The organism is Roseobacter sp. HKCCD6576-2 (assembly GCF_013179285.1).
Taxonomy (GTDB): Bacteria; Pseudomonadota; Alphaproteobacteria; order Rhodobacterales; family Rhodobacteraceae; genus Rhodophyticola; species Rhodophyticola oceani.
The window spans coordinates 34697-60958 of record NZ_WVNW01000003.1 but is presented as its reverse complement, the minus strand read 5'-3'; the positions used below and the strand labels follow the sequence as shown (position 1 = coordinate 60958).

Below are 26262 nucleotides of genomic sequence, written 5' to 3'. Positions count from 1 at the left end.
CCAGTTTTCACGGAAAATTAGCACGAAAGCCGCAAGACTGCCTGAATGCGCCTGCAGATTGTCCTCAATCCGGAAACGACCGGAAAACAACACGATGATAAGTCGAAGGAACAGGCAGATGATGAAGCGGCGTTGGATGAAATCGGTTCTTGCGGAAAGCAAGAAGGACCAGATTGAGATGCCTTGGGCACGACAGGTCCGGGCCAAAAGGCAGTTGGCGGTCGAGGGAACTCTCAAACAAGCCAGCTAACACCAATCGAGCGGTATGCTTGCAAGATGGGCGGCCAGAATGGCCGCCTTTTCTTATATTCTGAGAGCTTAAAGCGTAATTTCGGTATCAAGCGCCTCAATCAAAGGCTGTAACTCGGCTTCAAACCGTCGCCACGCCCCAACAGACCCGCGATTGATCGGCTGGCGCACCTGAGCGACGCTCAGCGTTTTTACCGCACGGCCCGTCTGCTCCGGGTTCAGGCAGGCCGGGTTCCAGTCCAAATCGCAGAACGCCAAGAGCCGCCGGATTTCTGGCTCTGGGTCCGATGTAAGCGCGTCATAATCAATGACATGCACCCGATCCGGCATCATCCGCCGCCACTCTGCCGTCACCGCCTCGAACAGGCGGATATAGCGCCCGATCTCTCGCAAGCTGTTGGAATAGCGGTGTTGTCCATCCGCGAATTGGTTTTTGTAAAGCGACAGGCCGACATCGCGCGGGTCTCGGTTCAAGAGCACAAACTTGGCGCCCGGCAAGGCGCGCGCCACATATCCCATCATCGAGAATGTCGAAATGGATTTGTCGGTCACCCGCCCACTACCCGCCTTGACCTGCGCCTTTTCAGCCCAAGCCTGCCCCGCGCGGAGCCAATCCTCAGATGGCGGCATCTGCCCGGCACTGGCCGCCTCGACCAACGGGCGAATGGTATCGTCGAAAAGCGCCATTTCACCGCCAGCGGCCACATCGGGATGTGCGCTGAGGATCGTCTCGACCAAAGTCGTGCCAGAGCGCGGCAAGCCGGTTACGAAAATCGGCGCCGCGTCGGCGAACCCATCAAATACGTCCGGCTCATAATGGCGGAGCCGCGCCCGGATCGACTTCAGATCGCTGTCAAACCCATAGGGGAACCGACGTGCGGTGATCTGATTGGCGACGGTAAGGGGGGCGAAGACCTCTCCATACCGCCCCTGATCTTCCAGCGCCTTCGCCAATGCGAAAGACATCAGCCGCCTTGCGTCGGCATCGCTGACCCCATCTGCCAGCCTGGCCTCCAACGCCGCCACATCGGTGGAATCAACCGGCTGTTTCCGGCCCCGCATCAGGGCCAACCAAGCCGATCCATGAAACGGCGCGACGTCCAAGACTTGGCGCAGCTCCGCCTCTGCCAGATCAAGTTCACCCATGGTCTGATACAGCGTTGCCCTGAGCACGCGCGCGGACGGAGCCCTGGGGGCAAGGTCTATCGCCTCGTTCAAGGCCGCCAATGCCCCCTGGTGATCATCCGCATGGCTGAGCCGCGCACCCATATGGGTCAGGACTGCTGTTGCGGGTGCCCCGGCCTTTATCGCCTCTCGATAACGGTCCTTCGCCGCGTCAAGGCGGCCCGTCGCCAGGAGCATATCGGCGCTTTCAACAAGGTCTTGCCCGGGCGCAGGCAAACTGACCCCCGCCGTTTTGGCCTGCCGCCGCGCCTTTTCCCGTTCTCCGCCACGGCTAACCGCTATCAGAGCGTGCCACAGTGCTGGTTCTTTCGGTTTCAGCTTCAGGGCTTTGCGATACCATTTCGCGGCCCCGGCCCGATCCCCGGTCTCCGCCGCGATCTGACCGAGCTGGAACATCGGCTCCGCCAATGGTCGTTGATCGAGAATCTGTCGATAGAGCCGCCGCGCATCATCGAAACGCTTGGCTTTTTGCGCCGTCAGCGCCGCCTGATAAGCTGCCGTGATCGAAGACGGACCCGTGCCGGTCATGCGGTTTGGCTCAACCTTTCTTCCATCACATCGAAGGGCACGCCCGGGTCATCCTTTGCACCGCGAATGACCAGCGATGTCCGGACCGACGCAACATTTGGCGCCGAGGTCAAATGCTCGGTCAGAAAGCTTTGGAACGAGCTGAGATCGGGGGCGACGCATTTCAGGATGAAATCGATTTCTCCATTCAGCATGTGACATTCCCGGACCAGTGGCCAGGATTGGCAAAGCGCCTCGAACGCCACCAAATCCGCCTCGGCCTGACTATGCAGCCCGACCATCGCGAAGACCTGCACCTCGAAGCCCAGTTGCCGCGCATCCACATCGGCATGATAGCCCTTGATATACCCTGCCTCTTCCAAAGTCCGCACCCGCCGCAGACAGGGCGGGGCCGAGATACCGACACGCTTGGCCAGTTCGACATTGGTCATCCGGCCATCGGCCTGCAACTCGGCCAGAATCTTGCGGTCGATTGGGTCCAGTTTGGCAGTTGACATAGATCGGCTCCCTCTGCGTGGAGATTATGGAAATGTCCAACACTCCCATCAATCACGCAATATTCTTTCGTTATCGCGCAACATATGGAAGAGCGAGGCGCCAAATGCAAGGCTTTCCGCATCGGAACAAGCGGCCTCTTTATTCCGCACGCCCGGGTCGTTATATCGCTTGAACCGGGCGGGATCCCTCTCCCCCGTGCAACCCGAGATACGAAAGCTGCCGCCCATGTCCGACACCCGTCACAGCCCCGTTTTGATCATCGGCTCCGGCCCTGCGGGATATACCGCCGCCGTTTATGCCAGCCGCGCGATGCTGAAACCGATCCTGGTGCAAGGTATTCAGCCCGGCGGGCAGCTCACCATCACCACAGATGTGGAGAACTGGCCCGGCGATAGCAGCGTTATGGGCCCTGATCTGATGGTGCGGATGGAGGCGCATGCCAAAGAGATGGGAACGGAGATCATCTCCGATCACATCATATCTCTCGATCTGTCGAAACGCCCGTTCACGGCAGAGGGCGATAGCGGCACGACATACACGGCCGATGCGGTCATACTGGCCACCGGCGCACAGGCGAAGTGGCTGGGCCTGCCCTCGGAAGAGCATTTCAAAGGTTTCGGTGTCTCGGCCTGCGCGACCTGCGACGGGTTCTTCTATCGCGGGCAGGAGATCGTGGTGATCGGCGGCGGCAACACGGCCGTGGAAGAAGCGCTGTTTCTGACCAACTTCGCCTCGAAGGTGACGCTGATCCACCGCCGCGACAGCCTGCGCGCCGAAAAGATCATGCAGGAACGCCTGTTCAAGAACCCCAAGGTCGAAATCCTCTGGGACCATACAGTCGAGGAGGTCGTCGGCACCGATGAGCCCCGTGGCGTCGAAGGCGTCCGCGCGAAACATGTCGAGACCGGCGTGATCACCGAAGTGCCCTGCAAAGGCTTCTTCGTGGCGATCGGGCATGCCCCGGCGACGGAACTGGTGAAAGACCAGCTTGAGCTGCACAATGGCGGCTATGTGAAGGTCGAGGCTGGCTCGACCCGCACCTCAATCCCAGGCGTCTTCGCGGCGGGCGATCTGACCGACCACATCTATCGCCAAGCGGTCACCTCCGCCGGTATGGGCTGCATGGCGGCGCTGGATGCCGAGAAATACATCGCCGAGCTTGAGGGCGAAGAAACGGTTGAAGCCGGAGCTTATGCCGCTCCGGTCGACGCGGCGGAGTAAGGTCCCCTTTTCAGTGACGTCTAAGAAGCGCGTGGCCCACCGGCCACGGCGCTGAAACAATCTGTTGCCGGGCAGATTTTCTCTTCCCCTAAGCTCAGGTTTGTGAAATGCGTTCATTCGTGAACACACTTTTAACCTGAGCCTCGCATGCCCGCACCACCCCTTGATACGCCACAGCCAGACGAAGACCTGCTCTTTCGGCTCTTGCGGCAACTGGACACCGCACCAGAAGCGTCGCAACGGGCGACGGCCGAAGCGCTTGGCATCAGCTTGGGGCGGCTCAATGCGCAATTACGGGCTGTGGCTGATCAAGGCCTGGTCACGATTTCCGACCGTGCCGGACCAGATCGACGCCAAAGATTTTCCTACGCGCTGACCCCGCGAGGAGCCGCCGAAAAGGCCCGCCTGGCCGACCGGTTCCTTGCCCGAAAGCTCGCGGAATACGACACACTGCATGCCGAGCTAACCGGCGCGGCAAGCGGCCTTCTCCCTTCCAAAAACAGGACGACAGCGATGCAACCAAACCTTGCCCCGGTGCCTGAGCTTTATGTCTCATATGACTCAGCACAGAAACTCAAAGCCGAAGCCGCCGAACTGCCAAGCTGGGATTTGACCCCACGCCAGATCTGCGACCTGGAACTTCTAATGAATGGCGGCTTCAACCCGCTGAAAGGGTTCCTGAGCGAAGAGGATTACACCTCTGTCGTCGAAAACATGCGGTTGGCCGATGGCACACTCTGGCCGATGCCGATCACGCTCGATGTCAGCCAGGAATTTGCCGATAGCGTCGAGCCCGGCCAGGACATCGCTCTCCGTGATCAGGAAGGCGTGATCCTCGCCATCCTCTCGATTGGCGATAAATACCTACCGAATAAGGCCCGCGAGGCGGAGATGGTCTTTGGGGCCGATGATATCGCGCATCCTGCGGTGAACTACCTGCACAACATCGCGGGGCCGGTCTATCTGGGCGGCGCAATCACTGGCATCCAACAGCCGGTGCATTACGATTTCCGCGCCCGCCGGGACACGCCGAATGAGCTCCGTGCCTATTTCCGCAAACTTGGCTGGCGCCGGGTCGTGGCTTTCCAAACTCGCAACCCGCTCCACCGCGCGCATCAGGAGTTGACCTTCCGCGCCGCGAAAGAGGCGCAGGCCAACCTGATCATCCACCCGGTCGTCGGCATGACCAAACCCGGCGATATCGATCACTTCACGCGCGTCCGCTGCTATGAGGCGGTGCTGGATCAATACCCCTCGGCCACCACCACGATGAGCCTGCTGAACCTGGCCATGCGGATGGCCGGGCCACGCGAGGCGGTCTGGCACGGGCTGATCCGCAAAAACCATGGCTGCACCCATTTCATCGTTGGCCGCGACCACGCGGGCCCGGGCAAAAACAGCCAAGGCGAGGACTTCTATGGGCCTTACGACGCGCAAGACCTGTTCAAACAGCATGAAGACGAGATCGGCATCGAGATGGTGCCCTTCAAACATATGGTCTTCGTGCAGGAGCGTGCCGAATATCAACCCGCTGATGAGGTGGCCGAAGGCGCGACGGTTCTGAACATCTCGGGCACCGAACTGCGCCGCCGTCTGGCCGAAGGGCTGGAGATTCCGGACTGGTTCTCCTTCCCCGATGTGGTTGCCGAATTGCGCCGCACGCGCCCACCGCGCTCAAAGCAGGGCTTCACTGTGTTTTTCACCGGCCTCTCCGGCTCGGGCAAATCCACCATCGCAAATGCGATGATGGTCAAACTGATGGAGATGGGCGGCCGCCCGGTCACGTTGCTTGACGGCGATGTGGTTCGGAAACACCTGTCCTCCGAGCTTGGCTTCTCGAAAGAGCACCGCGATATCAACATCCGCCGGATCGGCTATGTCGCCTCTGAGATCACCAAAAACGGCGGCATCGCGATCTGTGCGCCAATTGCGCCCTATACCGCGACCCGTCGCGCCGTCCGCGAGATGATCGAGGATTTCGGCGCTTTCGTGGAGGTGCATGTCGCAACGTCGCTGGAAGAATGTGAGCGCCGCGACCGCAAAGGTCTCTACAAGCTTGCGCGCGAAGGCAAGCTCAAAGAGTTCACCGGGATTTCAGACCCTTATGAGGCCCCCGAAACCGCCGAACTCGTAGTCGACACCGAAGGGATGGAGGTCGATTACTGTGCGCAGCAGGTTCTGTTGAAACTCGAAAGCATGGGCCTGATCGCCGTCTAAGGTCGGCACAACCAAGTCAAAACGAAAGGCCGGGGGATGCATCTCCGGCCTTTTCGTATCTCTGCCTAGCGATGTGCCGGGTGTCTTTGGTCGCCGCTATTGATCAGTCGCCGGTGCCGCCTCTGACGTATCCGGGTCCTCGGGTGCGGTTTCATCGTTACCGCTGCTCTCCGTGGCATCGGTCAACCGGCCATCTTCCCATTCGCCTTCTGCAACTTGGCCGGTCGCGTAGGTCATCATCCCTTGCCCCTGGCGGCGACCGTTGACGAAGAATCCGTCATAGACGTCGCCATTGGCATAGGTGGCCACACCTGCGCCATTGATCTCACCCTCGGCCCACGCGCCTTGATACGTGAAGCCATCGGGCATGCTCAGCCGCCCCGCGCCAGCGCGCTGGCCCTCTGCAAAGCCCCCTTCATACACCGTACCATCGGCATAGGTGGCGATCCCCTCGCCATGGCGGAGGCCGTTCTCCCAAGCACCTTCATAGCGATAGAGCAACTCCGGCACATCGTAGGCATCGCCTGCCGCTTCTGCCGCCTCGGCGTCATATTCCAGGTTGGGTTGGGTCATCACCCCCTGCCCATGCTGCCGCGCATTGAGAAATTGCCCCTCATAGACCAGCCCGTTGGCATAGCGCGCCACGCCGAAGCCTTGGATGACTCCATCAACCCAATCACCCTCATAACTGGAGCCGTCATCATAGGTGATCGTGCCCCGCCCATGGGCCAAATCGTTGCGGAACATACCTTCGTAAATCGAGCCGTCGGGATAGGTCACCCGCCCTTCGCCTTCGATCCGGCCTTCTGTCCACTCGCCGACATAGAGATAGCCATCCGCGCCCGTGAACGTACCCCGGCCTTGGCGACGATCATCGGCAAAATCGCCCTCATACACATCGCCATTGGCATAGCGAACCACGCCGCGCCCCTGGCGCTGGCCATTGACCAACGTGCCCTCATAGATATCGCCATTGGGTTGGGTTAGAATGCCGTCGCCATTGATCTGCCCACCTGCCCAAGCCCCGACATAGACCACGCCATCGGCCATTTCGAGCCGCCCGGTCCCGGCGCGTTGTCCGGCCTCAAACTCTCCGTCATAGACCGCGCCATCTGGATAGGTGATCACCCCCCGGCCTTCTTTCAGCCCGTTTTCCCATTGGCCTTCATAGCGATAGCCATTCGGGCTCTCCATCACGCCGGTGCCATGGTGCAGCGCGTTGACGAAGCCGCCCTCGTAGCTCACGCCATTGGCATATAGCGCCATGCCTTGGCCATTGATCCGACCATCGGCCCATTCGCCTTCATAGGTAGAGCCGTCGGCGAAGGTGATGTTGCCGAACCCCTCGGGCCGCCCGGCAATAAACGCGCCCTCATAGATCGAGCCGTCGGGAAAGACCGCGCGCCCCTGGCCGCGAATTTCGCCATCGACCCATTCGCCGGTATATTCATACCCGTTGGGTAGGCGATAGGTCCCCTGCCCATGCTGAACCCCGTTGCGGAACTCGCCTTCGTAGATCCCACCATTGTCGTATTGCTGGATATCGACCTGCGCCAGCGCCGCGCCGCTCAACGCCAGACCAAGTGCACCGGCCCCGGCCAATTGTCGGATCATGCCCCACCCTGGCTTTTGCACGTCCCGCTCTCCCCATTCGTCTGTCTTATCCCGATCCCATCCAAACCTAGGTGAGGACTGGGGGCCTCGCAACGCATTTCGCCGTGAGAGCGCCGGTATGGCTTGGCGGCGCTGACCGATCTGCTAAACCTCTGCCCGGACAAACAGGAAAAGCGTGACCGATATGGCCGAGACCTTCCGCCTCACTCTTGCGCAGTTGAACCCGACTGTGGGCGATCTGACCGGCAATGCCGAAATGGCGCGCGCAGCTTGGGCCGAGGCGAAGGCCGCCGGGGCCGATATGATCGCCTTCCCTGAGATGTTCATCACCGGCTATCAGTTGCAGGATCTGGTGCGCAAACCGGCCTTCGCCGCCGATGTGCAGCGCGTGCTGACCCAATTGGCCAGCGATTGCGCCGACGGGCCGGCAATTGGCATTGGCGGGCCACTGCCCGGCGCGGGCAAGCCGTTCAACGCCTATTTCATCCTGCAAAACGGCCAGATCAGCGCCGAGGTGTTGAAACATCACCTGCCCAATTCCGAAGTGTTTGACGAGAAACGCTATTACCACGCCGGAAATCCGGCGGGCCCGGTACGGGTCGGCCCTTTGCGGATCGGGGTGCCGATCTGCGAGGATGCTTGGTTCGAGGATGTGACCGAGACCCTGGCTGAAACTGGGGCCGAGATTCTGCTGGTGCCCAACGGGTCGCCGTATCATCGGGGCAAATTCGCGCTGCGCCAGATGTTGATGGTTTCCCGCGTGGTCGAAACGGGCTTGCCGCTGGTCTATCTGAACCTGCTTGGCGGCCAGGACGATCAGATTTTCGACGGTGCCAGCTTTGTGCTGAACCCCGGCGGGGCGTTGACCCATCAAATGCCGGCATTCGAGCAGGGCCTGTTCCATGTCGATTTCGAAAACACGCCCGAGGGATGGCGCGCGGTGGATGGTGAGAAAGACAAGCTGCCCGATGAATGGGAAGCCGATTATCGCGTGATGGTCGAGGCCACCCGCGAATATGTTGAAAAGGCCGGGTTTTCCAAGGTCGTGCTTGGCCTCTCTGGCGGTATCGACAGCGCGATTGTGGCGACCATTGCCGCGGACGCGCTTGGGCCCGAAAACGTCCGCTGCGTGATGCTGCCCTCGGAATACACATCCGAGACCTCGCTGGAAGATGCCGCCGATGTGGCCAAGCGGCTTGGCACACGGCTCGACACAGTGCCGATCTCCGGCCCCCGCGCCGCTGTCACCGAGGCGCTGGCGCCGCTTTTCAACGGTACGGCACCGGGCGTGGCGGAGGAGAACATCCAATCCCGCCTGCGCGGCGTTGCCCTTATGGCGCTCAGCAACAAATTCGGGGAAATGCTGCTGACCACCGGCAACAAATCCGAGGTCGCGGTAGGCTATGCCACGATCTATGGCGACATGGCGGGCGGCTATAACCCGATCAAAGACCTCTATAAAACCCGCGTCTTCGAGACCTGCCGCTGGCGCAACGCCAATCATCGGCCCTGGATGAAAGCCCCGGCCGGCGAAGTGATTCCGCCCCGCGTGATCGAAAAGCCGCCGACGGCGGAGTTGCGCGAGAACCAGAAGGATGAGGACAGCCTGCCGCCGTATGACGTGCTGGACGATATCCTGGACCTACTGATCGACAAAGAGGCATCGGTGGCCGATTGCGTCGCGAAGGGCCATGATCGGGAGACCGTAAAGAAGGTCGAGCATCTGATTTACATCAGCGAATACAAGCGCTTCCAATCCGCCCCCGGCGCACGGCTCACCGAACGCGCCTTCTGGCTGGACCGGCGTTATCCGATCGTGAACCGCTGGCGCGACAACTCGCAGGGGTAAGCTCCGCGCCAACGAACTCGCCGACTGATGAAGGCCAGCAAAGGGTGTCTATTTCGCCGCCTCTGGCGAAGCCTCGAAGGCCAAAAGCGACGGCACGACCAAATCCTCCATCGCCCGGAGCCGCGCATCCGTATAATGGCCCGCCGTATGGAGCATATTCACCGTACCGATAAACTCACCGCGCAAGATCACCGGCAGATTGACAACCGAACCGAGGCCGAGCGATGCGATGAGCGCGTGATCCGGAAACACATCCATGAAGCCATCAACAGAATTCGCAACAAAGGTTTGGCGGCGCAGGATGACATGTTCGGTCCAACGGTTCGGAACGATCTCCTTCAGTCCGGAGATCGGATAACTTCCGGCGTCATTAGAATAGACACGTGCCGCCACGCCCTGCTGCGGACCGCTCATGCGAAAGATGGAACAAGAAAAAAGCTTGTGGCCCATCATCACCTGGCACAGCTCTTCAAGTGCTGGGAAAGGGCTGATCCACTTGTCACAGGAGAGGGTTTTTCCAAACCGGCGCAGGGCATGAATGTCATCAAGCATAGACCATTAACTCCTTGGTAAAACTGGTTAAACACTCATGCCCGGTGTCGGCCACCACGACATCGTCCTCGATCCGCACGCCAATATCCCCCGACCGGTAAAGCCCAGGCTCAATTGTGAAGACCATACCTGCCTGTTGCGGATCGCGATTGGCGCGCGTCACGGCTGGTGCTTCATGGACTTCGCGACCCAGTCCATGGCCGGTTTTGTGAAGGATCAGATCCGCGAACCGCGATTTTTCCAGAACAGTCGTCGCCTGGTGATCAACATCGCCAATCGTTCTGCCCGCGCAGACGGCGGCGCGACCCGCCTCATTGGCGACACGTACGGTTTCGTAAATCTGGGCATGGGCGTCCGTCGCATGACGGCAGAAAACAGTGCGCGTGATGTCGGCATGCATATCGCCCCAGCTTGCGCCAAAGTCGATCAGAAGCGGGTCACCCGGGCTCAGGACTCGCGCACTGACATCGCCATGGGGGTCGGCCGATTCCTCGCCGCTTAGGACAATAGGATCAAAAGCAAACCCCGTTGCGCCATGCGCCAGCATTGCCGCCTTCAGCCGGGCCGCGATTTGATGGCCACTCCGGCCCGCGATGCCAGCATCCAGCGTTTCATAAAGCGCGGCTTCGCTGATAGCGACGGCGCGGCGGAGTGCGCCAATCTCGTCTGAACTCTTGATGAGCCGCAGGGCAGCCATGGCCGGATCGGCATCGACCAGCCTCTCTGGCCCGAAGCTTTGCGCCAAGGCTCTATACTCAGCCGCGCGCATTCTGAGCCCTTCAACACCAAGTGGGTGTTCTGCCGCCAACATGTCCACAAGAGCTCTGAACGCCCCATCCGGTCCATCCGAATCGTCCCAGAAGATCGTCTCTGCGTCCGGCATGGCCGCGTCCCATTTCTGCCGCTCAAGACTGGGCATCATCGCGACGCTCCGCCCTTCGGCTGTGAGCGCATAAAGCGTTGGCCGCTCCATCAAATGCAAATGGACGCCAGTCAGATAGGCAAGGTTTGGACCCGGCACAAAGGCGACGGCCCCAAGACCGCCCGCCCGCATAATGTCGGTGGCACGGCTGCGCCGATCCACCAAAATGCTCACGATGTCCCTCCTGTTCCAGGCGACTCAAGCGTCATCTGGTGGCCGAAACGCGGTTCGATGCCGCGTTGAATGACTTGGGTTTCGAATAGAATGACATCGCTTACGGCCCGGTCCCCGGCCTCTGGATCGCCCGCCGCAACCGCATCAATCACCGCTTCTAGCTTTATACGTGCGGTCGCGATGTCATCGGCAGAAAGATGCGGGAAAAAGTAGAGCAACTTCATCCGAACAGAGGCATCCTGCGCCTCAAGAAAATATTTGGCGAGGAACCGATTTTTCGCGAGTTCTGTCAGGTGTCGAAAGAGGCCAAGTTGAGCACGAAACGCCCGCTCGACATCGTTTTCAGCCAACCCTTCGGAGTAGTCGTCAAGATACGGCGCAAGGGCGTCGCGATCCACAGGACCATGCATCGTTGTTGCCCGTATCAACCCGCGCGACAGCAAGATGAATGTGTCGAGAAACGCATTCTGGTTGTGCATCGAAAGCGGCGCAACAATGGTTGTCCGATTCTGCAGAAACTGCACAAACCCTTCATTTACAAGCAATAAAAGCGCCTCACGGATCGGCGTGCGCGAGACCTCATAAGCTTGCGCCAGCGCGACCTCATCCAGCGCGGATCCGGGCGCGATGCGCATCCACTGAATGTCGTCGCGAAGCTTCTCATAAACCATCAATGCGCCGCGTTTCTTGCGCGGCGGCGGATCGGCGGGCGGGGTTTTTGGGTTTTTTGGCTTCATAAAATTAATCTTGCATAAAGTTTGGATTATGTGCAACGCTAAATGTGATACAGCCGGAAATTCTCTTGGGGAGGAGCGATACGATGACACTCAAAACAACTCTGATGACTGGGGCGGCCCTGACCGTGATGGCGGGCGCGGCGACGGCAGAAGGCACAATCGCGTATTTCGCCGGCACCTCGCAAAACGGCTTCAATCAAGCAACGTATGAAGGCGTTCAGGCCGTGGCCGCCGAGCGGGGCTATGAGACTGAGATTCTCGACGGGCAATTCGATGCGGCGCTGCAGTACAGTCAAATTGAGGACGCGCTGGCATCCGGTCGTTTCGTCGGCATGATCGTTTCGCCCAACGATTCGGTGGGAATCGCGGGCGCCTTCGAGCAAGCCATCGCAGACGGGGTGCCTATTGGCACTGTCCTGTTCCCAGTGGGCCCTGATCTGAACTCTCTCGAGCCGCAGGTCGACGGCATCACCGTGACCGCCGCCTCTCCCCCCGTGGCGGGCGCCACAACCCAGGCCGAAGAAGTCGTGGAATACTGCGCCGATCACGACCCTTGCAATGTCGTGGTCATGATCGGCGCGCGAATTTTTCCGTTCGACAATCTGCGGCTCGAAACCTTCGAAACTGTCCTTGCCGCACATGACAATATCGAGATCGTCGCAGTCGGCGAAGGTTACTACGCCCCCGACCCAAGCCTCCAAGCAATGACCGACATTCTACAGGTCCATCCCGATGTCAATGTGGTCCTCTCAAATGCCGATCAGCATCTTGTCGGTGTCGAGATTGCGCTGGAAGCAGCCGGCATAAACCCGGCGGACTTGTATTTGTCGGGCGGCGGCGCGGCCGCTATCGCAATTGACGCGATCCGTGAAGGTCGGTGGGATTCCACGCTGGCCTATTTCCCTAAGACGATGGGGGCCCTAGCGATGGAGCAGATCGCCAATGCAATCGAAGGCGCCCCCGTCACTCAAGCCATCAACATGGATGAGGAAGGGCCCGTTCAAGCGATGATCGACATCGAAGTTCTCGATGCCAATCCAGAATTCACCGGTGAATGGGAACAGTGATCGTCACTTTACGGCGGGCGTCGGTCCACGCCCCGCCAGGTCATCCGAAAGGCAGCAATCATGAGTAAAAGCTATCGCGTGTCCGCCGATATTGGCGGCACATTCACAGATATTGTCTACCAAGACGTCGAAACGGGGCGCTGCGGGGCGACGAAGATTTTGTCGACCCCTGACAACCCCGCGCTGGCCGTTCTCAAAGGCATCGATCAGATATTGGGCAACGATGGCGCGATGGGCTTCTTTGTTCACGGCACGACGGTTGGCCTCAACGCGTTGCTGACGCGGCGGGGGTCCAAGGTCGCCCTGGTGACCAACGAAAACTTCCGCGACATCTATACGATCCAGGGCAATGATCGGGGCGAGATCTTCTCGATCCAATGGAACAAGCCCGAACCGCTCGCCTCCCTTGAGCACACCTACACGGTTGCCGGGCGCATCGCCGCAAATGGGGATGAGTTGGAACCGCTGCGCCTGTCGGATCTCGACAAGGTGGTCGAAGCGTGCGCAACGGAGAACTATGAGGCGATCGCCGTCTCCCTGCTCTTTTCCTTTAACAACTCAGCGCATGAATTGGCCGCTCGCGACTATCTGCAGGAACGCTTGCCGGGCGTACAGATCGTCCTGTCGCATCACGTCTCGCCAGAATGGCGGGAGTTTGAACGCACCTCGACAACGGTCACCGACGCCTATCTCGCGCCAGTTGTCCGCAAATACATCTCGACACTTCAGGCCGAGATGGGCGACCGGCTCCCCGCGGGCGGCGCGCTGCACGTGATGGAGTCCAATGGCGGCGTCATGACGGCGACCACCGCCTCCGAAACCCCGCTTCAGACGCTGTTGTCTGGGCCGGTTGGCGGTGCCATTGGCGGTAAAGCGCTGTCGGCGGCGACCGGGCGACCGAACCTGATCTGCGTCGACATGGGCGGCACGTCTTTCGATGCCTCGTTGGTCATCGACGGGCTACCCTCAACTTCGAATGAAGCGATGCTCGAAGGCCTGCCAATCCAGATGTCCGTGGTTGATATCCACGTCATCGGTGCGGGCGGCGGCTCCATCGCCTGGAAAGAGGCGGGCGCGTTGCGTGTCGGCCCGCAATCGGCAGGATCTAAACCAGGGCCGGTATGTTATGGGCTGGGCGGAACAGAACCCGTCGTCTCCGATGCCAACCTCGTCCTTGGTCGGCTTGATGGCGCCAATTTCTCGGGCGGTGAGATGGCCCTCAACCGCGACGCCGCGGCAGACGCTCTCGCCAAACTCGGCGCCGATTTCGGCATGAATGCCGAAGAGATGGCGCAAGGGGTGATCGATATCGTCAACGCCAAGATGGCCGACGCGATCCGCACCATCACCATTCAGCGCGGCATCGACCCGCGCGAGTTTTCCTTGGTCGCGTTTGGTGGGGCCGGCCCCGCGCAGGCGGCTGCCCTAGCCGAAGAGCTGGAAATCAGCGAAGTCATTATTCCCGTCCACCCCGGGGCCTTCTCCGCGTGGGGCATGTTGCAAACGGATGTGCGGCACGATTTCAAGGAAACGCTCTACAGCTTCTGGGATCAGATTGAGGCCAAGAGCATTGAAGATGCCTTCGACGGCCTCGCAGAAAAAGGCCTCACCTTCCTGGCAGAAGAGGGGATCGATAAGGACCGTGTCGGCATCGAGCGGGCGATCGACTTCCGCTATTACGGCCAAGAATACGTGCTCACGATCCAACTCGATGATGGCCCGATCGACATGGACAAGATCCGGGCCGATTTCGACGCCGCATATGAACGGCAATATGGTCACAACTCGCCGGAGAACCGGGTCGAGATGGCTAATATCCGGCTCGCGGCGCTCGGCCGTCTGGATCGCCCCGAAAATGCACCGCCCGAGCGGGCAGAGCCACGTCCCGCGCGCGAGCGCGATGTCTGGTTCGGCGGCAGCCCTGCATCGACCGCCATCATCGACCGCAACAGCATCGGCGAGGGCGATGCCGTCTCTGGCCCCGCCATCATCGAAGAAGTCACATCGACCACGTTGCTGCCCCCGGGCTGGACCGCCCAGTTGATTGATGGCGGCCATATGAGCCTTGTGAAGGAGGACGCCGCATGAGCACCGCCGATCCGATTACCACCGAAGTCGTCCGTAACTTCGTCATCTCCTGCGCCGAGGATATGAATGCCTCGCTGTGGCGCTCCGCCCATTCGGCGATCATCTATGAAGGCAAAGACAGTGCCGTCGCCTTGATGGACGAGCACGGCAACATGCTCGGTCAATCCACCGGCGTCCCGCTCTTCATCGGAGCCATCGATGTCTGTGTCCGCCACGTGAAAGACTACTACGGCGACGACATCCGCGAAGGCGACATCTTCATCATGAATGATAGCTATATGCAGGGCACGCACCTGCATGATGTCACCGCCATCGGTCCGATCTTCCACCACGGCGACTTGGTCGGGTTCGGCGCGGCGCGGGCGCATTGGAACGATATCGGCGCAATGGATCCCGGCTCGACCATGTCTTCGACCAATATCTATCAAGAGGGTCTGCGCCTCGGGCCGACCCGGATTGTCAGCCAAGGCAAGCCGATCCGCGAATGGTATGACCATTTGAAGCTCAACACCCGGTTGAAAGGCGCTACGATTGGCGACCTCGGCGCACAAATTGCGGCGATCCGGACGGGGGAGCGCCGTTTGGGTCAGTTGCTGGGCAAAATTGGCGCCGACACCTATCGCGCCGCCTGCCAGAACATCTTTGGGCAGGCGCGCCAATTGGATCGTGAAGCCATCGCAGCGATCCAAGATGGCAGTTGGAGCCGCGAAGGTTATCTCGACAATGACGGCGTCGGCGACGCACCGGTCAAGGTTGCGCTCACGCTGACAGTAAAGGGCGAAGAACTGATCGTCGATCTGACGGGGACCTCCGGCCCCGTGGCCGGGTCGGTCAATTGCGGCGCAAGCCAGACCGAGTCGCTCTTGCGCCTTGCTTACAAGACAATGATCTCGCCTGACCGGGCGATCACTGGTGGCTCCTTCGAAACCATGTCGGTGGTCTTGCCGGAGGAATGCATGTTCAACGCCGGAGAGCCTGCGGCCTGCGAATGGTATTTCACCGGGCTGGGTCTTTTGGCGGACCTCTTCATCTCCTGCCTGTCCAAAGCCATGCCGGAACGCTCTACCGCCGCCCACTACGGCGACTCGATGGTCGTTGGGTTCTTCTCGGTCGATCCCAAACGCGGCCAGTGGATCTCGATCGAGCCCACGGCTGGCGGTTGGGGCGGTCGCGCCGATAGTGATGGCGAAAGCGCCTTGATCAACCTGGTCAATGGCGGCTTCCGAAACATCCCTGCCGAGGTGATGGAGACCAAGTTTCCGGTGCGGCTTGAAGAGTTCTCCATGCGAGCCGACAGTGCTGGCCCGGGCAAAAACCGCGGCGGCTTCGGCGTCACCCGGCGGTATACGATGCTGGAGGACAACTTCGGTGCCATCTGGTTCGAGCGGTCCAAGACCCCGGCTTGGGGCCTGAATGGCGGCAAGGACGGGCTTGGTCCCGAAATCACCGTTGCCTTCCCCGATGGCACAGTCGAGCACGCCCTTAAGATGCGCGCCCGCGCCTTGCCTGCGGGCACGGTTGTGGAATGCAAGACCGGCGGCGGCGGCGGCAATGGTGACCCCATGGAACGCGACTTTGACGCGGTGGCCCGCGATGTCGCCCGCGGACTGGTCAGCCCTACCGCGGCGCAGCGCGACTACGGCGTTGTCATCGCGGATGACGGCAGCGTCGATACCGAGGCATCGGTGCCGCGGTGAGCACGGGCGCGCTTCTCTCGGCTCGTGGCATCGGGGTGCGCTTCGGCGACATTCAGGTGCTCACCGGGGTGGATATCGACATCCACCCCGGCGAAATCCACGGTCTGATCGGCGAGAACGGCGCCGGCAAGTCCACCTTGGGCAAAGTTCTGGGGGGCTACTACCGCGCCTCGCAGGGGCAAATCGAGGTGGATGGCCGTATCGAGGATCGGTGGGACACCCCGACGGCGTTGGAAAACGGTGTCGCGATCATGCATCAGGAACTGCAACTCGTTCCGGCACTGACGGTGGCGCAGAATGTCTTTCTTGGCCTAGAGGAGCATCGCCACGGCGTGCTGAAGGGCACCGAAGCCAAACGGCTTCGGGCGCTGATGGAGACAAGCGGCCTACATCTCGACCCGGATGCGGCCGCGGCAAGTCTGACCATTGCCGAACAACAGAAAATAGAAATCTTGCGCGCCCTCGCCCGCCAATCGCGTGTGATCGTGATGGACGAGCCGACCGCGTCGCTCTCGAAGACCGAAGTCGATCAACTCCACCGCATCATGCGAAGACTGCGCGACGAGGGTCGCTCGGTGATCTATGTGACCCACTTTTTGCAAGACATCCTTGAGGTGACCGATCGTGTGACGGTTCTGCGGAACGGGGAAACCGTCCAAAGCGGTGAAACACGCGAGGAAACCAAGGAGTCGCTGGTCAGCGCGATGTTGGGCGGCGTGAAATCCGAAACGCTTTACCCCGAAAAATGCCGTGATCATGGCGATGTCATGCTTTCGGTGCGCAATCTCTCGTCACCCAATGGGGCTCAGGTCGCGCGGCTGGATATTCGCGCCGGAGAGATCGTCGGCTTTGCTGGCCTTGTGGGCGCAGGCCGGTCCGAGATTGCACGCGCGATCATCGGCGCAGACCCCGCCACGGGCCAAGTTGAAGTTGCTGGCCGCCGCCTTCCCCCACACAACATCCGCGCGGCAACCGAGGCGGGACTCGTCCTTGTGCCTGAGGATCGGCGCGGCCAGGGATTGGTCATGACCCTCCCGGTGCGGGCCAATATCTCTCTGCCGCATCTCACACACATGTCCAAGGCTGGCATTCTGGCCGAAGCCGAAGAGCGCGGCCTGGCGCAACGGCTCATCGACCGGTTCCAAATCCGACCGTCGCTGGTTGATGGTGACATCTCGAATTACTCCGGCGGCAATCAGCAAAAAGTGCTGATCGGCAAATGGATCGCGGGCAATCCGAAAGTGATCATCCTCGACGAACCGTCGCGCGGGGTCGACGTTGGCGCCCGCGAGGCCATTCACAACGAAATTGGACGGCTGGCCCGGGAGGGCGCAGCGATCCTGATCATCTCCAGCGAGATTGACGAGGTGCTTGGCCTGGCGACGCGTGTCCATCTTGTCGATCGCGGCCAACTGGTCGACGAGATCGATCCCGACGTGGTGAGCGAGGCCGATGTGCTCGCCGCCCTCTTCACCCATCAAGGCACGGAGGACGACGTGGCATGACCCGCGCGCAACTCATCCATTTCATGCAATCTTACGCGGTTCTGATCCTAATCGCGGCCCTGATGATCGTGTTGTCACTGTCCTCCGACAGCTTTCTGACGGGGCGCAACCTCCTGAACATCCTGAACCAGAACGCGCCACTGGCGATCATGGCCTCGGCAATGACGCTCGTGATCATCGTCGGAGGCTTTGATCTATCGGTCGGGGCGATCTTTGCGATGGGATCTGTCGCGTCAGCATGGCTCGCGTTGAACGTGAACCCCTATCTGGGCCTGTTGCTCGCGCCTTTCGTCGGGTTGGCTCTGGGGTTTGTCAACGGGCTCGCCATCACCACACTGCGTGTTCATTCCTTTCTCGCAACCATCGCCACCGCGCTCATCTTCAGCGGCATCGCCGTGGCTCTGTCGGATGGGCGGCTCATCTCTGTTCGCCTTGATGAGTTCACTTGGCTCGGGCGTGGACGGTTCTTGGGTGTCTTCAACGCCGTTTGGCTTATGGCGATTTTCGCGATCGTCCTGACCTTCTTTCTTAATCACACCACGTTCGGGCGCCGCGTCTTTTCGGTTGGCGGGAATGAGGAAGCCGCGATCCTGTCGGGCATCCGTACAAACCGGATCAAGATCGCAACCTTCGCCATCGCCGGTTTTGCCGCCGGGCTGGCATCGATCATCACGACCTCCCGCGTGGCGCTTGGACAGGCCACTGCCGGATCGGGCATGGAGCTACAAGCCATCGCTGCTGTCATTCTCGGCGGCACAAGCATCTATGGCGGCCAAGGCGCGGTCTGGCGCTCGCTCGCCGGTGTCTTCTTGCTCGCGCTCGTCAATAACGGCTTCAACATCCTCAGCATCGACCCGTTTTTCCGTGACCTAACAATGGGCCTGATCATTCTAGCGGCCGTCGGTATCTCGGCGATGGGCCGACACCGATAACCTCGTCTCAAATGAGGGCCCAATCCCCGCGCAATATGCCCAAAGCAAATTGGTCAATGGAGGAGGAATTGAGCCATCTCGACGTCCACCTTGATTGGTGATCTCGGAGACTCCCAAAACTTCCGGGCTTCAGCTCCAAGAAGATCCGCCGACAAAACGCACACCCCTCAAAGAAAGGGGACGCCCATGACAGGCGCCCCCTTCCCCACACACACCTGGTGTGCGCCGGTCGTTAGTGCACGCTGACCGGCGTCATGTCGTTTTGGCGCGCCACGATGAAGGCGAGTTTGCGATCTCTGACAAGCGCCAGTTGCTCCCCGGTCTCGCTGCCAATCGCATAAAGCTCGTCCAAGCCCTCGGCTTGCTGCCTCACTTCGCGCGGCAGGTCCGCGACCGCCACTTTGCGGATATAAACGATCGGTTGGCCCTCGGTCCGGGCGGCGTCATTTTGTTCAAACATTGCTCTTACCTCCGGTTTTGATTTCTATCGTTTGCACCACGCTGTCAGGCACCACACGGGCCAGATCGACATGCAGAAGCCCGTGTTCCATCATCGCGCCCGCGACATCGACCCCTTCGGCCAGAACGAAGCTGCGCTGAAACTGCCTGGCCGCGATGCCGCGATGCAGAAACATCCGCCCATTGTCGTCATCGGCCTGCCGCCCGCCGATCACCAACTGCCGATCTTCGACAGTGATCGACAAATCCTCTTCGGCAAAGCCCGCCACCGCGAGCGTGATCCGATAGGCGTTTTCGCCCTTTTGCTCGATGTTATAGGGCGGGTAGCCGTCATTGCCCGATTTCGCGGTGCGTTCCACCAGGCGTTCCAGTTGGTCGAACCCCAGTAGAAACGGGTGCGATCCAAGGGTCAATTTGGTCATCGGGCACATCCTTAGCGCTAAGCGATCTGCTATCTGGGCCCCGCATTCGGCAGCCCGGTTAAGACATAATATGGGGCGGGCATTTGGTCCCTGCAAGGGCGGCAACACTTTGCCTCACGGGCATTTCTCGCTATCTTGAACCGCTGTTAAGGCGAATCCTGCAAGGCTTTGAGATGAACGCCCCCACCGAAATGAGCCATGAAGAGGTGCTCCGCGTGAAGTTGGAGGTGCTTCGGCGTGAGCATCGTGATCTGGATGAGGCCATCTCTGCCCTTTCCGAGCGTACCCGGCCCGATCAGCTGACCCTTCGGCGGTTGAAAAAGCAAAAGCTGGCTCTGAAGGATCAGATCACCCGGATCGAAGATGAACTGACCCCCGATATCATTGCCTAGACCGATGGTCTGGCTATAGTGCGCGCTCTGATCCGCCAAAGGGGCCGAATATCATGGAAAACGCCGAGATCGGCATCATCATGGGTAGCCAATCCGACTGGTCTACGATGCGCGAAGCCGCCGAGATGCTGGATGCGCTTGGCGTGCCGTATGAGACCCGGATTGTTTCGGCGCACAGGACGCCCGATCGGCTCTGGGACTATGGCAAGACCGCTGTGGATCGTGGGTTGAAAGCGATCATTGCGGGCGCGGGCGGCGCGGCGCATCTGCCCGGCATGATGGCCTCGAAAACCCGGGTGCCGGTGATTGGCGTCCCGGTGCAAACCAAAGCACTCTCCGGCGTCGACAGCCTCTACTCGATCCTGCAAATGCCGCGCGGCTTCCCCGTCGCCACCATGGCCATCGGCGCGGCGGGTGCCGCCAATGCCGGGCTGATGGCGGCGGCCATTCTGGCCACCTCGGATCCGGCCTTGGCCGCGCGTCTCGACGCTTGGCGCACCGATCTCTCCGCCTCGATCGCCGAGACGCCGCAAGATGACTGAGCCGCTCCCCCAAGGCAGTACCATCGGCATTCTCGGCGGCGGTCAATTGGGCCGCATGCTGGCCATGGCCGCCGCGCGTTTGGGCTATAAGACCCATATCTATGAGCCCGGCGCGGCGCCTGCCGCCGACGTTGCGCATGCGTGGACGCAAGCGGCTTACGATGATTTGGGCGCCCTGCGCGCGTTCGCTGCCGCTTGCGACGTGATCACCTTCGAGTTCGAAAACATCCCCGCCCCGGCGCTCGACATCCTGGCCGCCGGAACGCCGCTCTACCCCGACCGCCGCGCGCTTGAGACAAGCCAGGACCGTCTGATCGAAAAGAGTTTCCTCACCGGTCTGGGCCTGACAACCGCGCCCTTTGCCGCCATCGACACACAAACCGAACTATCGCAAGCGCTCGCGCAAACCGGCACACCCGCAATCCTAAAGACCCGCCGTTTCGGCTATGACGGCAAAGGCCAGGCACGGATCATGGTGCCGGATGAAGCCGAAGCCGCGCTGGCCAGCCTTAAAGGTGCCCCCGCTATTGCCGAAGGTTTCGTAGAGTTCACCGCCGAAATCTCCGTCATCGCCGCCCGCGGCACAGACGGCACCATCGCCGCCTATGATCCGGGCGAAAACGTTCATGACAATGGCATCTTGGCCACGACAACTGTCCCCGCCGCCATATCAGCAAGCCTGAAAACCGACGCGGTGCTAATCGCCTCTCGCATCCTAAACGCGCTCGAGTATGTCGGCGTCCTCGGCGTCGAGCTTTTCGCCACGCCGCAAGGTCTGGTGGTCAATGAAATCGCCCCCCGCGTGCATAACTCCGGCCATTGGACCCAAGCGGGCTGCGCCGTCGAGCAGTTCGAGCAGCATATCCGCGCCATCACCGGCTGGCCGCTCGGCGACGGTACGCGACACGCCAATGTGGTGATGGAAAACCTGATCGGCGATCAGATCGACAGCGCATCGGCCCACGCCGCAACCTCGGGCACGCAAATCCACCTCTACGGCAAAGCCGACACTCGCCCGGGGCGCAAAATGGGCCATATCAACCGCGTCACCGGCCCCGCGACCTAGGCCAACCCGCCGCCACAAACCCGCGGCAGCGCGCCCTGACGAGGGCCCCGATAGGGGCGTAAGGAAGGGCGCCGCCCGCGCCACGGGCCTCGCCCTGGCGCAGTCCTAGTCCGCCAAGATCTCGATCGCGCCGAACAAATCCATCTCATGATCAAACGCGCCGCTGTCCAAGAAGGCCAAAACCTCCGCAATCACCAGCGGGTTGTTCATCATGAATGTATGGGTCACCGGCAACACGATATGGTCCGCCATACCTGCTACACGCGTGCTTTCCACCGCCACTTTCCCGTCATCCGCCCCCTCGATCAGAGCCGAATAGATCGGGTTCAATGTCCGATCCCCGGCAATGACACCAAGGGGAAAATCGACCTCGGGCAAGCGGTTCGGCAAATCCTGCGCGCCGGTCCCGAGTTCCTGCCCGGCCGGGCCGTTCAGCCATTCAAACGGCTCCAACGGCCCAAACACATCCACCAGTTCCGAGCCGCTATTGGGCGGCGCCAGCATCACCACCCGTCCCAACCGCACCGGTCGATGCTGTGACAACCAGTGGCGCACCAAGATGCCGCCCATGGAGTGCGTCACAAAATGCACCTCTTCAGCCCCGCAGCGTGCCATGGCTGGGAAAATCGTCGTCGAGGCCAGTTCCGCAATCGAAGCCCGGGTCGAGGGGTAACTGCGGTTCACCACCTGATAGCCTGCCGCCTCCAACGCCTCTTCCATCACCGCCAAAGAGCCCGCGCTTCGCGCCAACCCATGCAACAGCACCACACAATCCGCCCGCGCCGGGGCGACGGGAAGGATCGTAAGCAGCAACAGGGCCAAGACAAAACGCATATCCCCTATCTAAGGCCGCAAAGCGCCCCCTGCGAGGGGGGAAATCCTCCAGTTGCGCCTCTGCGCGGCTCGGGGCAGCATCGGGTCCATGTCGAACCCCAATCCCCGGCTCTCCGTCCGCGGCCTGCTTCTCATCGAAAACCGCTTGCTTCTGGTCAATGCCTGGCCCGGTCGCACCGACCTTTGGTGCGCCCCGGGCGGCGGCGTGGATCGGGGCAGCTCACTGCCCGATAATCTGATCCGCGAGTTTCATGAGGAAACCGGGCTGACGATCTCCGTCGATGCGCCCTGTCTGGTCAATGAATTCCATGATCCCAAAGGCAGTTTCCACCAGGTCGACATCTATTTCCGCGTGACCCATGAGGCGGGTCAGATTTCGGACCATTGGACCGATCCCGAAGGCGTCGTCAGCCATCGCCGCCTCGTCACACGTGATGACCTCGAAACCCTGCGCGTGAAACCCGACAGCTTGGCCGAAGCTGCCTGGGGCGATGGTCTGATTTATGATCCGTTGGAGCCGATCTTGCGCTGAACCAATCCATAGGCAATCCCGCCCAAAACCAGAGCACTGGCCCCCACAAGCCGCCAGCTTACCGCCTCACCCAACAAAGCCACCCCGCCCAGGATGGCGATCACTGGGACGGTCAATTGCACCAATCCACCGGCTGACGCACCCAAACGCGGGAGAACCGTATACCAAAGCGCATATCCTAGGCCCGACGTCACCGCGCCGCAGATCACCGCCAGGATAACGCCGATCTGGGTGGTCGCGACCGCATCCAACTGCACCGGCAAAAACAGCATCGGCAGCCAAAACATCGGCACCGCCAGGATGAAATTCGCCGCCGTATCCGCCAAGGGCTCCTTGGCGCCACGCCCCGCCAAGGAATAGAGGCCCCACCCGACACCCGCGAGCACCATCATCCCGCTCGCGATCAGTGGAACCGCAAAGGCCTCCCCCGGCCACATCAGCCAGATCAGCCCGGCAAGCGCCAAACCTGCGCCGATCCATCGGCGGCGTGGCACCGCATCACCCGCGACAAGGGCACCGCCAAACATCGTCACCTGCACAACGCCGAAGAGGATCAACGCGCCAAGCCCCGCATCAAGCTGCAGATAGGCAACCGAGAACCCGAGGAGATAGAGGCTAAGCACGAATGCCCCCCAAAGCCGTCTCGCTTGGAAGATCGGCAAGCTTTTTCGGCTCAGCACCACCAAAGCTGCCAGCATTACGGCACCGGCAATGACCCGAATGAGCGAGAATTCCAGCGCTCCGATATGGCCCGCGCCAACCGCCATCCGATTGAGGATCGAGTTGGCGGCAAAGGCCACCATGGTCAGGCAGGTGAGCAGGATCAGGCGCATCATTGGATCATCCTCAACGCCAGCTCCCCGGCCAAATACGCCATCCGCCCGCCGGCGATGGTTCCGGCCACGCGGCGTGTGCCCGCCTCGACGATCACCAGATCGGCCCGCTGTCCGGGCGCGAGTGCGCCGCGATCCGTCAGGCCCATCATCCGCGCCGGACCTGTCGAGACCAATCCCCAGGCTGTGGCCAGCGGCATCCCGGTATCGGCCAATTTGAACGCTGCCTGAAGCGGCGTCGGGTAATGATAATCCGACGCCAGCGCCGTCACCGCGCCCTCGGCAATCACCTCTTCGGCGGAGAGCCGTCCGTCATGGCTCCCGCCCCGAAGCACATTGGGCGCGCCCATCACAACCGGATCCCCCGCCGCCTTTGCTCCCTGCGCCGCGGCTTTCGTAGTCGGGAATTCCGAAATACCGACGCCAAGCGCCCGGAACAGGGCCCGCGCCTCAGCTGCCTCATCGTCATGGCTGCCCAAAATCACCCCATCCGCCCTGAGTGCCGCCGCCAGATCGGGTAGGGCCGCGCGGGCCTCCGGCATTCCGTCGTGTAAACGCTGCAACAGCGCCAGGTGATCCGCAGGGGAGCGGCGCGATTTCAGCGCTTGGCCCTCCAGGCGCGGGGGGCGTTTTCCTTGCGACAGCGCGCGATGCGGCAGGTGGTCGTTCACCACCACATACCCAATCCGATGCCGTTTGATCAGGGCACACACCGCATCAAAATCCGCGTGACAGCCGATCTCCAGCCGCAACTGCATCCGCAGGTCAAGCTGCGCCTCATAAGCCGCCAGCGCCTCCGCCAAAGACACTGCGAATTCCGGGCCGCGCATCCCACCTTCCCAGCTCCAGAACTGCGCCAACCAGGCGGTCGTGATGCCATTGGCCGCAAGTTCCGTCTCAACCGCGCGAAGCCCGAGGGACAGATCAGTCACCGCCCCGCGCCGGGGCGCCAGATGCCGCTCAAAGGCGTCGCCATGCACGTCGACAATGCCAGGGAGAACCAGGAAACCGCTCAGGTCCACAACCCGGCCTTGCGCCTCCGTCACGGCTCCGTCTGCCAAGCACAGATCATCGCGCACCACACCATCGGGACGCAAAACCTCTGCGCCTCGGAAGGTCAGCGGTGGCAAATGGGCGGGGTCAGGCGCGGGCATAGGCCTCGGCAATCAACGCAGCAGGGTCCTGATCGGCAAGGCCCAAAGCGATGCCTTCGTTCTGCATCAACTCAGCCGCCGCAAGAGACGGAGCTTCGACACCAAAATCCCGCGCGACCCGCTGAAACACTTCATTGTCCTTCAGGATACCCGCGACGGTAAACCCAACCTCTTTATCCTCGCCTAGGATTTTCGGAATACGGGCCGCCACCATCGGCACCCCCGCAGGGCCATGGCTGACGATCTTGATCGCCGTCTCCAGCGGCAGACCCGCGCGTTTGGCCAGCCGCATCATCTCCACAAGGCCGGTGACATAAGTCTGCAACATCGAATTATTGATGACTTTCATGACCATACCGGTGCCAAGCGGGCCCACATGAAAGACCCGCTCGGTCAGCGCCGCAAGCACCGTAAGCGCACGTTTGGCCGCGACATCCTCACCGCCCACGAAAATGCCGCATTGCCCGGCCAGAACCAGCTCCGGCCCGCCCGCAATCGGCGCATCCACCGCACCCGCGCCTTTGGCGGCAAAGGCCTCAATCCGGTCGGTGAGGCAGGACGGCGCGACCGTGCTGGTCTCGACGATCAGCTTGCCTGTCAGATCGAGCGCCAAGAGGGCGTCAAGCATATCGGTCACTGCCGCGTCATCATAAAGTGACAGCACCAAAACATCGCTCTCCGCCACAAGCGCGGCGAGATCCGGTGCCGATGCAATGCCCGCGACACCGCGCCCACTGCGGGTCCAGCCCGTTACCGGCACCCCTTCAGCTTGAAATCTCTGGGCCATCGCACCGCCCATCCGGCCAAGGCCGACAACACCAATCCGCTCCATCCCATGTCCTTTCGCTTTCAGGCAGACGATGGCACGGGTTGCGCGGAGAAGAAAAGGGGGCGCTCGGGCCGCGGCAAAGAAAAGAGGCGCCGCAGATGCAGCGCCTCTCTCAATGCTATCGGCTTGGCCCGTTTGGCATCTTTCCTTTGGAAAGCGCCTGC

General features: G+C 61.2%; 25 protein-coding genes. 13 read left to right on the top strand and 12 right to left on the bottom strand.

Going from position 1 to position 26262, the window contains the following annotated elements; genetic code table 11:
- The first annotated feature begins 45 nt into the window (after nt 1–45).
- On the top strand, nt 46–177 hold the full coding sequence (locus GTF44_RS22435; RefSeq protein ID WP_290154750.1) for a hypothetical protein: 132 nt from the start codon (nt 46–48) through the stop codon (nt 175–177).
- 141 nt (nt 178–318) lie between these two features.
- Here the strand turns inward: GTF44_RS22435 and GTF44_RS12865 are convergent, their stop codons facing one another.
- Together GTF44_RS12865 and GTF44_RS12860 are read right to left on the bottom strand one after the other, a co-directional pair.
- Entirely contained in the window at nt 319–1962 is a 1644-nt protein-coding gene (locus GTF44_RS12865) for a sulfotransferase (RefSeq protein ID WP_171561639.1), read from the bottom strand.
- Complete coding sequence (locus GTF44_RS12860) at nt 1959–2459, bottom strand: Lrp/AsnC family transcriptional regulator (protein ID WP_171561638.1); 501 nt, start codon at nt 2457–2459, stop codon at nt 1959–1961. The genes GTF44_RS12865 and GTF44_RS12860 overlap by 4 nt, the downstream gene beginning before the upstream one ends.
- A 226-nt stretch (nt 2460–2685) precedes the next feature.
- Between GTF44_RS12860 and trxB the strand changes: the two genes are divergently transcribed.
- Together trxB and GTF44_RS12850 are read left to right on the top strand one after the other, a co-directional pair.
- The gene (trxB, locus tag GTF44_RS12855) at nt 2686–3681 is read left to right on the top strand and encodes a thioredoxin-disulfide reductase (RefSeq protein WP_171561636.1); all 996 of its coding nucleotides are present in this window, start codon (nt 2686–2688) and stop codon (nt 3679–3681) included.
- Nucleotides 3682–3828: 147 nt separating this feature from the next.
- Entirely contained in the window at nt 3829–5898 is a 2070-nt protein-coding gene (locus tag GTF44_RS12850; RefSeq protein WP_171561634.1) for a bifunctional sulfate adenylyltransferase/adenylylsulfate kinase, read from the top strand.
- A 96-nt stretch (nt 5899–5994) separates the two neighbouring features.
- Here GTF44_RS12850 and GTF44_RS12845 read toward each other — a convergent pair whose 3' ends face one another.
- A complete protein-coding gene (locus GTF44_RS12845) occupies nt 5995–7512 on the bottom strand; it encodes an MORN repeat-containing protein (protein WP_171561632.1) in 1518 nt (505 codons plus the stop codon).
- Nucleotides 7513–7696: 184 nt separating this feature from the next.
- Here GTF44_RS12845 and GTF44_RS12840 point away from each other — a divergent pair, with 184 nt between their 5' ends.
- The gene (locus GTF44_RS12840; RefSeq protein ID WP_171561890.1) at nt 7697–9361 is read left to right on the top strand and encodes an NAD+ synthase; all 1665 of its coding nucleotides are present in this window, start codon (nt 7697–7699) and stop codon (nt 9359–9361) included.
- Between the two features lie 48 nt (nt 9362–9409).
- Here GTF44_RS12840 and GTF44_RS12835 read toward each other — a convergent pair whose 3' ends face one another.
- Genes GTF44_RS12835 through GTF44_RS12825 form a run of 3 tightly spaced genes read right to left on the bottom strand, consistent with a single transcriptional unit; the run spans nt 9410 to nt 11836 of the window.
- Nucleotides 9410–9913, bottom strand: a complete 504-nt coding sequence (locus GTF44_RS12835) for a GAF domain-containing protein (protein ID WP_171561630.1) — start codon at nt 9911–9913, stop codon at nt 9410–9412.
- A complete protein-coding gene (locus GTF44_RS12830; protein WP_171561628.1) occupies nt 9906–11009 on the bottom strand; it encodes a Xaa-Pro peptidase family protein in 1104 nt (367 codons plus the stop codon). Before GTF44_RS12830 ends, GTF44_RS12835 begins: the two co-directional genes overlap by 8 nt.
- The gene (locus tag GTF44_RS12825) at nt 11006–11836 is read right to left on the bottom strand and encodes a GntR family transcriptional regulator (RefSeq protein WP_171561626.1); all 831 of its coding nucleotides are present in this window, start codon (nt 11834–11836) and stop codon (nt 11006–11008) included. Before GTF44_RS12825 ends, GTF44_RS12830 begins: the two co-directional genes overlap by 4 nt.
- A gap of 38 nt (nt 11837–11874) precedes the next feature.
- Here GTF44_RS12825 and GTF44_RS12820 point away from each other — a divergent pair, with 38 nt between their 5' ends.
- The 5 genes from GTF44_RS12820 to GTF44_RS12800 are packed head-to-tail and all read left to right on the top strand — an operon-like array spanning nt 11875 to nt 19035.
- Nucleotides 11875–12813, top strand: coding sequence for a sugar ABC transporter substrate-binding protein (locus GTF44_RS12820; RefSeq protein ID WP_171561625.1), 939 nt, complete (start codon nt 11875–11877; stop codon nt 12811–12813).
- A 60-nt stretch (nt 12814–12873) separates the two neighbouring features.
- Nucleotides 12874–14901: a hydantoinase/oxoprolinase family protein gene (locus tag GTF44_RS12815; RefSeq protein ID WP_171561623.1), complete on the top strand. Its 2028-nt coding sequence runs from the start codon at nt 12874–12876 to the stop codon at nt 14899–14901.
- Entirely contained in the window at nt 14898–16598 is a 1701-nt protein-coding gene (locus tag GTF44_RS12810) for a hydantoinase B/oxoprolinase family protein (protein ID WP_171561621.1), read from the top strand. Before GTF44_RS12815 ends, GTF44_RS12810 begins: the two co-directional genes overlap by 4 nt.
- Nucleotides 16595–18103 (top strand): sugar ABC transporter ATP-binding protein, encoded by a 1509-nt coding sequence (locus GTF44_RS22540; RefSeq protein ID WP_171561619.1) that lies wholly within the window; start codon nt 16595–16597, stop codon nt 18101–18103. Before GTF44_RS12810 ends, GTF44_RS22540 begins: the two co-directional genes overlap by 4 nt.
- The gene (locus tag GTF44_RS12800) at nt 18100–19035 is read left to right on the top strand and encodes an ABC transporter permease (RefSeq protein WP_171561618.1); all 936 of its coding nucleotides are present in this window, start codon (nt 18100–18102) and stop codon (nt 19033–19035) included. Before GTF44_RS22540 ends, GTF44_RS12800 begins: the two co-directional genes overlap by 4 nt.
- Nucleotides 19036–19267: 232 nt before the next feature.
- Here GTF44_RS12800 and GTF44_RS12795 read toward each other — a convergent pair whose 3' ends face one another.
- Complete coding sequence (locus GTF44_RS12795) at nt 19268–19495, bottom strand: DUF1150 family protein (protein ID WP_171561616.1); 228 nt, start codon at nt 19493–19495, stop codon at nt 19268–19270.
- Complete coding sequence (locus GTF44_RS12790; protein ID WP_171561614.1) at nt 19488–19916, bottom strand: Hsp20 family protein; 429 nt, start codon at nt 19914–19916, stop codon at nt 19488–19490. The genes GTF44_RS12795 and GTF44_RS12790 overlap by 8 nt, the downstream gene beginning before the upstream one ends.
- Before the next feature lie 173 nt (nt 19917–20089).
- Here GTF44_RS12790 and GTF44_RS12785 point away from each other — a divergent pair, with 173 nt between their 5' ends.
- From GTF44_RS12785 to GTF44_RS12775, 3 genes are read left to right on the top strand one after another with little or no spacing between them, the layout of a single operon-like run.
- Nucleotides 20090–20308, top strand: coding sequence for a YdcH family protein (locus tag GTF44_RS12785; protein WP_145215968.1), 219 nt, complete (start codon nt 20090–20092; stop codon nt 20306–20308).
- Between the two features lie 53 nt (nt 20309–20361).
- Nucleotides 20362–20850, top strand: a complete 489-nt coding sequence (purE, locus tag GTF44_RS12780; RefSeq protein ID WP_171561612.1) for a 5-(carboxyamino)imidazole ribonucleotide mutase — start codon at nt 20362–20364, stop codon at nt 20848–20850.
- Nucleotides 20843–21916 (top strand): 5-(carboxyamino)imidazole ribonucleotide synthase, encoded by a 1074-nt coding sequence (locus GTF44_RS12775; RefSeq protein WP_171561610.1) that lies wholly within the window; start codon nt 20843–20845, stop codon nt 21914–21916. Before purE ends, GTF44_RS12775 begins: the two co-directional genes overlap by 8 nt.
- A gap of 105 nt (nt 21917–22021) precedes the next feature.
- Here the strand turns inward: GTF44_RS12775 and GTF44_RS12770 are convergent, their stop codons facing one another.
- Nucleotides 22022–22750: an alpha/beta fold hydrolase gene (locus tag GTF44_RS12770; RefSeq protein WP_171561608.1), complete on the bottom strand. Its 729-nt coding sequence runs from the start codon at nt 22748–22750 to the stop codon at nt 22022–22024.
- Between the two features lie 88 nt (nt 22751–22838).
- Here GTF44_RS12770 and GTF44_RS12765 point away from each other — a divergent pair, with 88 nt between their 5' ends.
- Entirely contained in the window at nt 22839–23282 is a 444-nt protein-coding gene (locus GTF44_RS12765) for an NUDIX domain-containing protein (protein WP_171561607.1), read from the top strand.
- On the opposite strand, the gene GTF44_RS12760 is transcribed toward GTF44_RS12765, so the two are convergent.
- Genes GTF44_RS12760 through GTF44_RS12750 form a run of 3 tightly spaced genes read right to left on the bottom strand, consistent with a single transcriptional unit; the run spans nt 23252 to nt 26101 of the window.
- Entirely contained in the window at nt 23252–24118 is an 867-nt protein-coding gene (locus tag GTF44_RS12760; protein ID WP_367383404.1) for a DMT family transporter, read from the bottom strand. The two genes, GTF44_RS12765 and GTF44_RS12760, sit on opposite strands and share 31 nt — an antisense overlap.
- Nucleotides 24115–25269: an alpha-D-ribose 1-methylphosphonate 5-triphosphate diphosphatase gene (locus GTF44_RS12755; RefSeq protein WP_171561605.1), complete on the bottom strand. Its 1155-nt coding sequence runs from the start codon at nt 25267–25269 to the stop codon at nt 24115–24117. The genes GTF44_RS12760 and GTF44_RS12755 overlap by 4 nt, the downstream gene beginning before the upstream one ends.
- The gene (locus tag GTF44_RS12750; protein WP_171561603.1) at nt 25256–26101 is read right to left on the bottom strand and encodes an NAD(P)-dependent oxidoreductase; all 846 of its coding nucleotides are present in this window, start codon (nt 26099–26101) and stop codon (nt 25256–25258) included. The genes GTF44_RS12755 and GTF44_RS12750 overlap by 14 nt, the downstream gene beginning before the upstream one ends.
- Between the last annotated feature and the right edge of the window lie 161 nt (nt 26102–26262).

Excerpts from the sequence above, each read along its gene's own strand:
- GTF44_RS22435 (WP_290154750.1), top strand. The coding sequence starts at position 46 with ATGCGCCTGCAGATTGTCCTCAATCCGGAAACGACCGGAAAACAACAC.
- GTF44_RS12865 (WP_171561639.1), bottom strand. The coding sequence starts at position 1,962 with ATGACCGGCACGGGTCCGTCTTCGATCACGGCAGCTTATCAGGCGGCG.
- GTF44_RS12860 (WP_171561638.1), bottom strand. The coding sequence starts at position 2,459 with ATGTCAACTGCCAAACTGGACCCAATCGACCGCAAGATTCTGGCCGAG.
- trxB (WP_171561636.1), top strand. The coding sequence starts at position 2,686 with ATGTCCGACACCCGTCACAGCCCCGTTTTGATCATCGGCTCCGGCCCT.
- GTF44_RS12850 (WP_171561634.1), top strand. The coding sequence starts at position 3,829 with ATGCCCGCACCACCCCTTGATACGCCACAGCCAGACGAAGACCTGCTC.
- GTF44_RS12845 (WP_171561632.1), bottom strand. The coding sequence starts at position 7,512 with ATGATCCGACAATTGGCCGGGGCCGGTGCACTTGGTCTGGCGTTGAGC.
- GTF44_RS12840 (WP_171561890.1), top strand. The coding sequence starts at position 7,697 with ATGGCCGAGACCTTCCGCCTCACTCTTGCGCAGTTGAACCCGACTGTG.
- GTF44_RS12835 (WP_171561630.1), bottom strand. The coding sequence starts at position 9,913 with ATGCTTGATGACATTCATGCCCTGCGCCGGTTTGGAAAAACCCTCTCC.
- GTF44_RS12820 (WP_171561625.1), top strand. The coding sequence starts at position 11,875 with ATGGCGGGCGCGGCGACGGCAGAAGGCACAATCGCGTATTTCGCCGGC.
- GTF44_RS12815 (WP_171561623.1), top strand. The coding sequence starts at position 12,874 with ATGAGTAAAAGCTATCGCGTGTCCGCCGATATTGGCGGCACATTCACA.
- GTF44_RS12810 (WP_171561621.1), top strand. The coding sequence starts at position 14,898 with ATGAGCACCGCCGATCCGATTACCACCGAAGTCGTCCGTAACTTCGTC.
- GTF44_RS12800 (WP_171561618.1), top strand. The coding sequence starts at position 18,100 with ATGACCCGCGCGCAACTCATCCATTTCATGCAATCTTACGCGGTTCTG.
- GTF44_RS12795 (WP_171561616.1), bottom strand. The coding sequence starts at position 19,495 with ATGTTTGAACAAAATGACGCCGCCCGGACCGAGGGCCAACCGATCGTT.
- GTF44_RS12790 (WP_171561614.1), bottom strand. The coding sequence starts at position 19,916 with ATGACCAAATTGACCCTTGGATCGCACCCGTTTCTACTGGGGTTCGAC.
- GTF44_RS12785 (WP_145215968.1), top strand. The coding sequence starts at position 20,090 with ATGAACGCCCCCACCGAAATGAGCCATGAAGAGGTGCTCCGCGTGAAG.
- purE (WP_171561612.1), top strand. The coding sequence starts at position 20,362 with ATGGAAAACGCCGAGATCGGCATCATCATGGGTAGCCAATCCGACTGG.
- GTF44_RS12775 (WP_171561610.1), top strand. The coding sequence starts at position 20,843 with ATGACTGAGCCGCTCCCCCAAGGCAGTACCATCGGCATTCTCGGCGGC.
- GTF44_RS12770 (WP_171561608.1), bottom strand. The coding sequence starts at position 22,750 with ATGCGTTTTGTCTTGGCCCTGTTGCTGCTTACGATCCTTCCCGTCGCC.
- GTF44_RS12765 (WP_171561607.1), top strand. The coding sequence starts at position 22,839 with ATGTCGAACCCCAATCCCCGGCTCTCCGTCCGCGGCCTGCTTCTCATC.
- GTF44_RS12760 (WP_367383404.1), bottom strand. The coding sequence starts at position 24,118 with ATGATGCGCCTGATCCTGCTCACCTGCCTGACCATGGTGGCCTTTGCC.
- GTF44_RS12755 (WP_171561605.1), bottom strand. The coding sequence starts at position 25,269 with ATGCCCGCGCCTGACCCCGCCCATTTGCCACCGCTGACCTTCCGAGGC.
- GTF44_RS12750 (WP_171561603.1), bottom strand. The coding sequence starts at position 26,101 with ATGGAGCGGATTGGTGTTGTCGGCCTTGGCCGGATGGGCGGTGCGATG.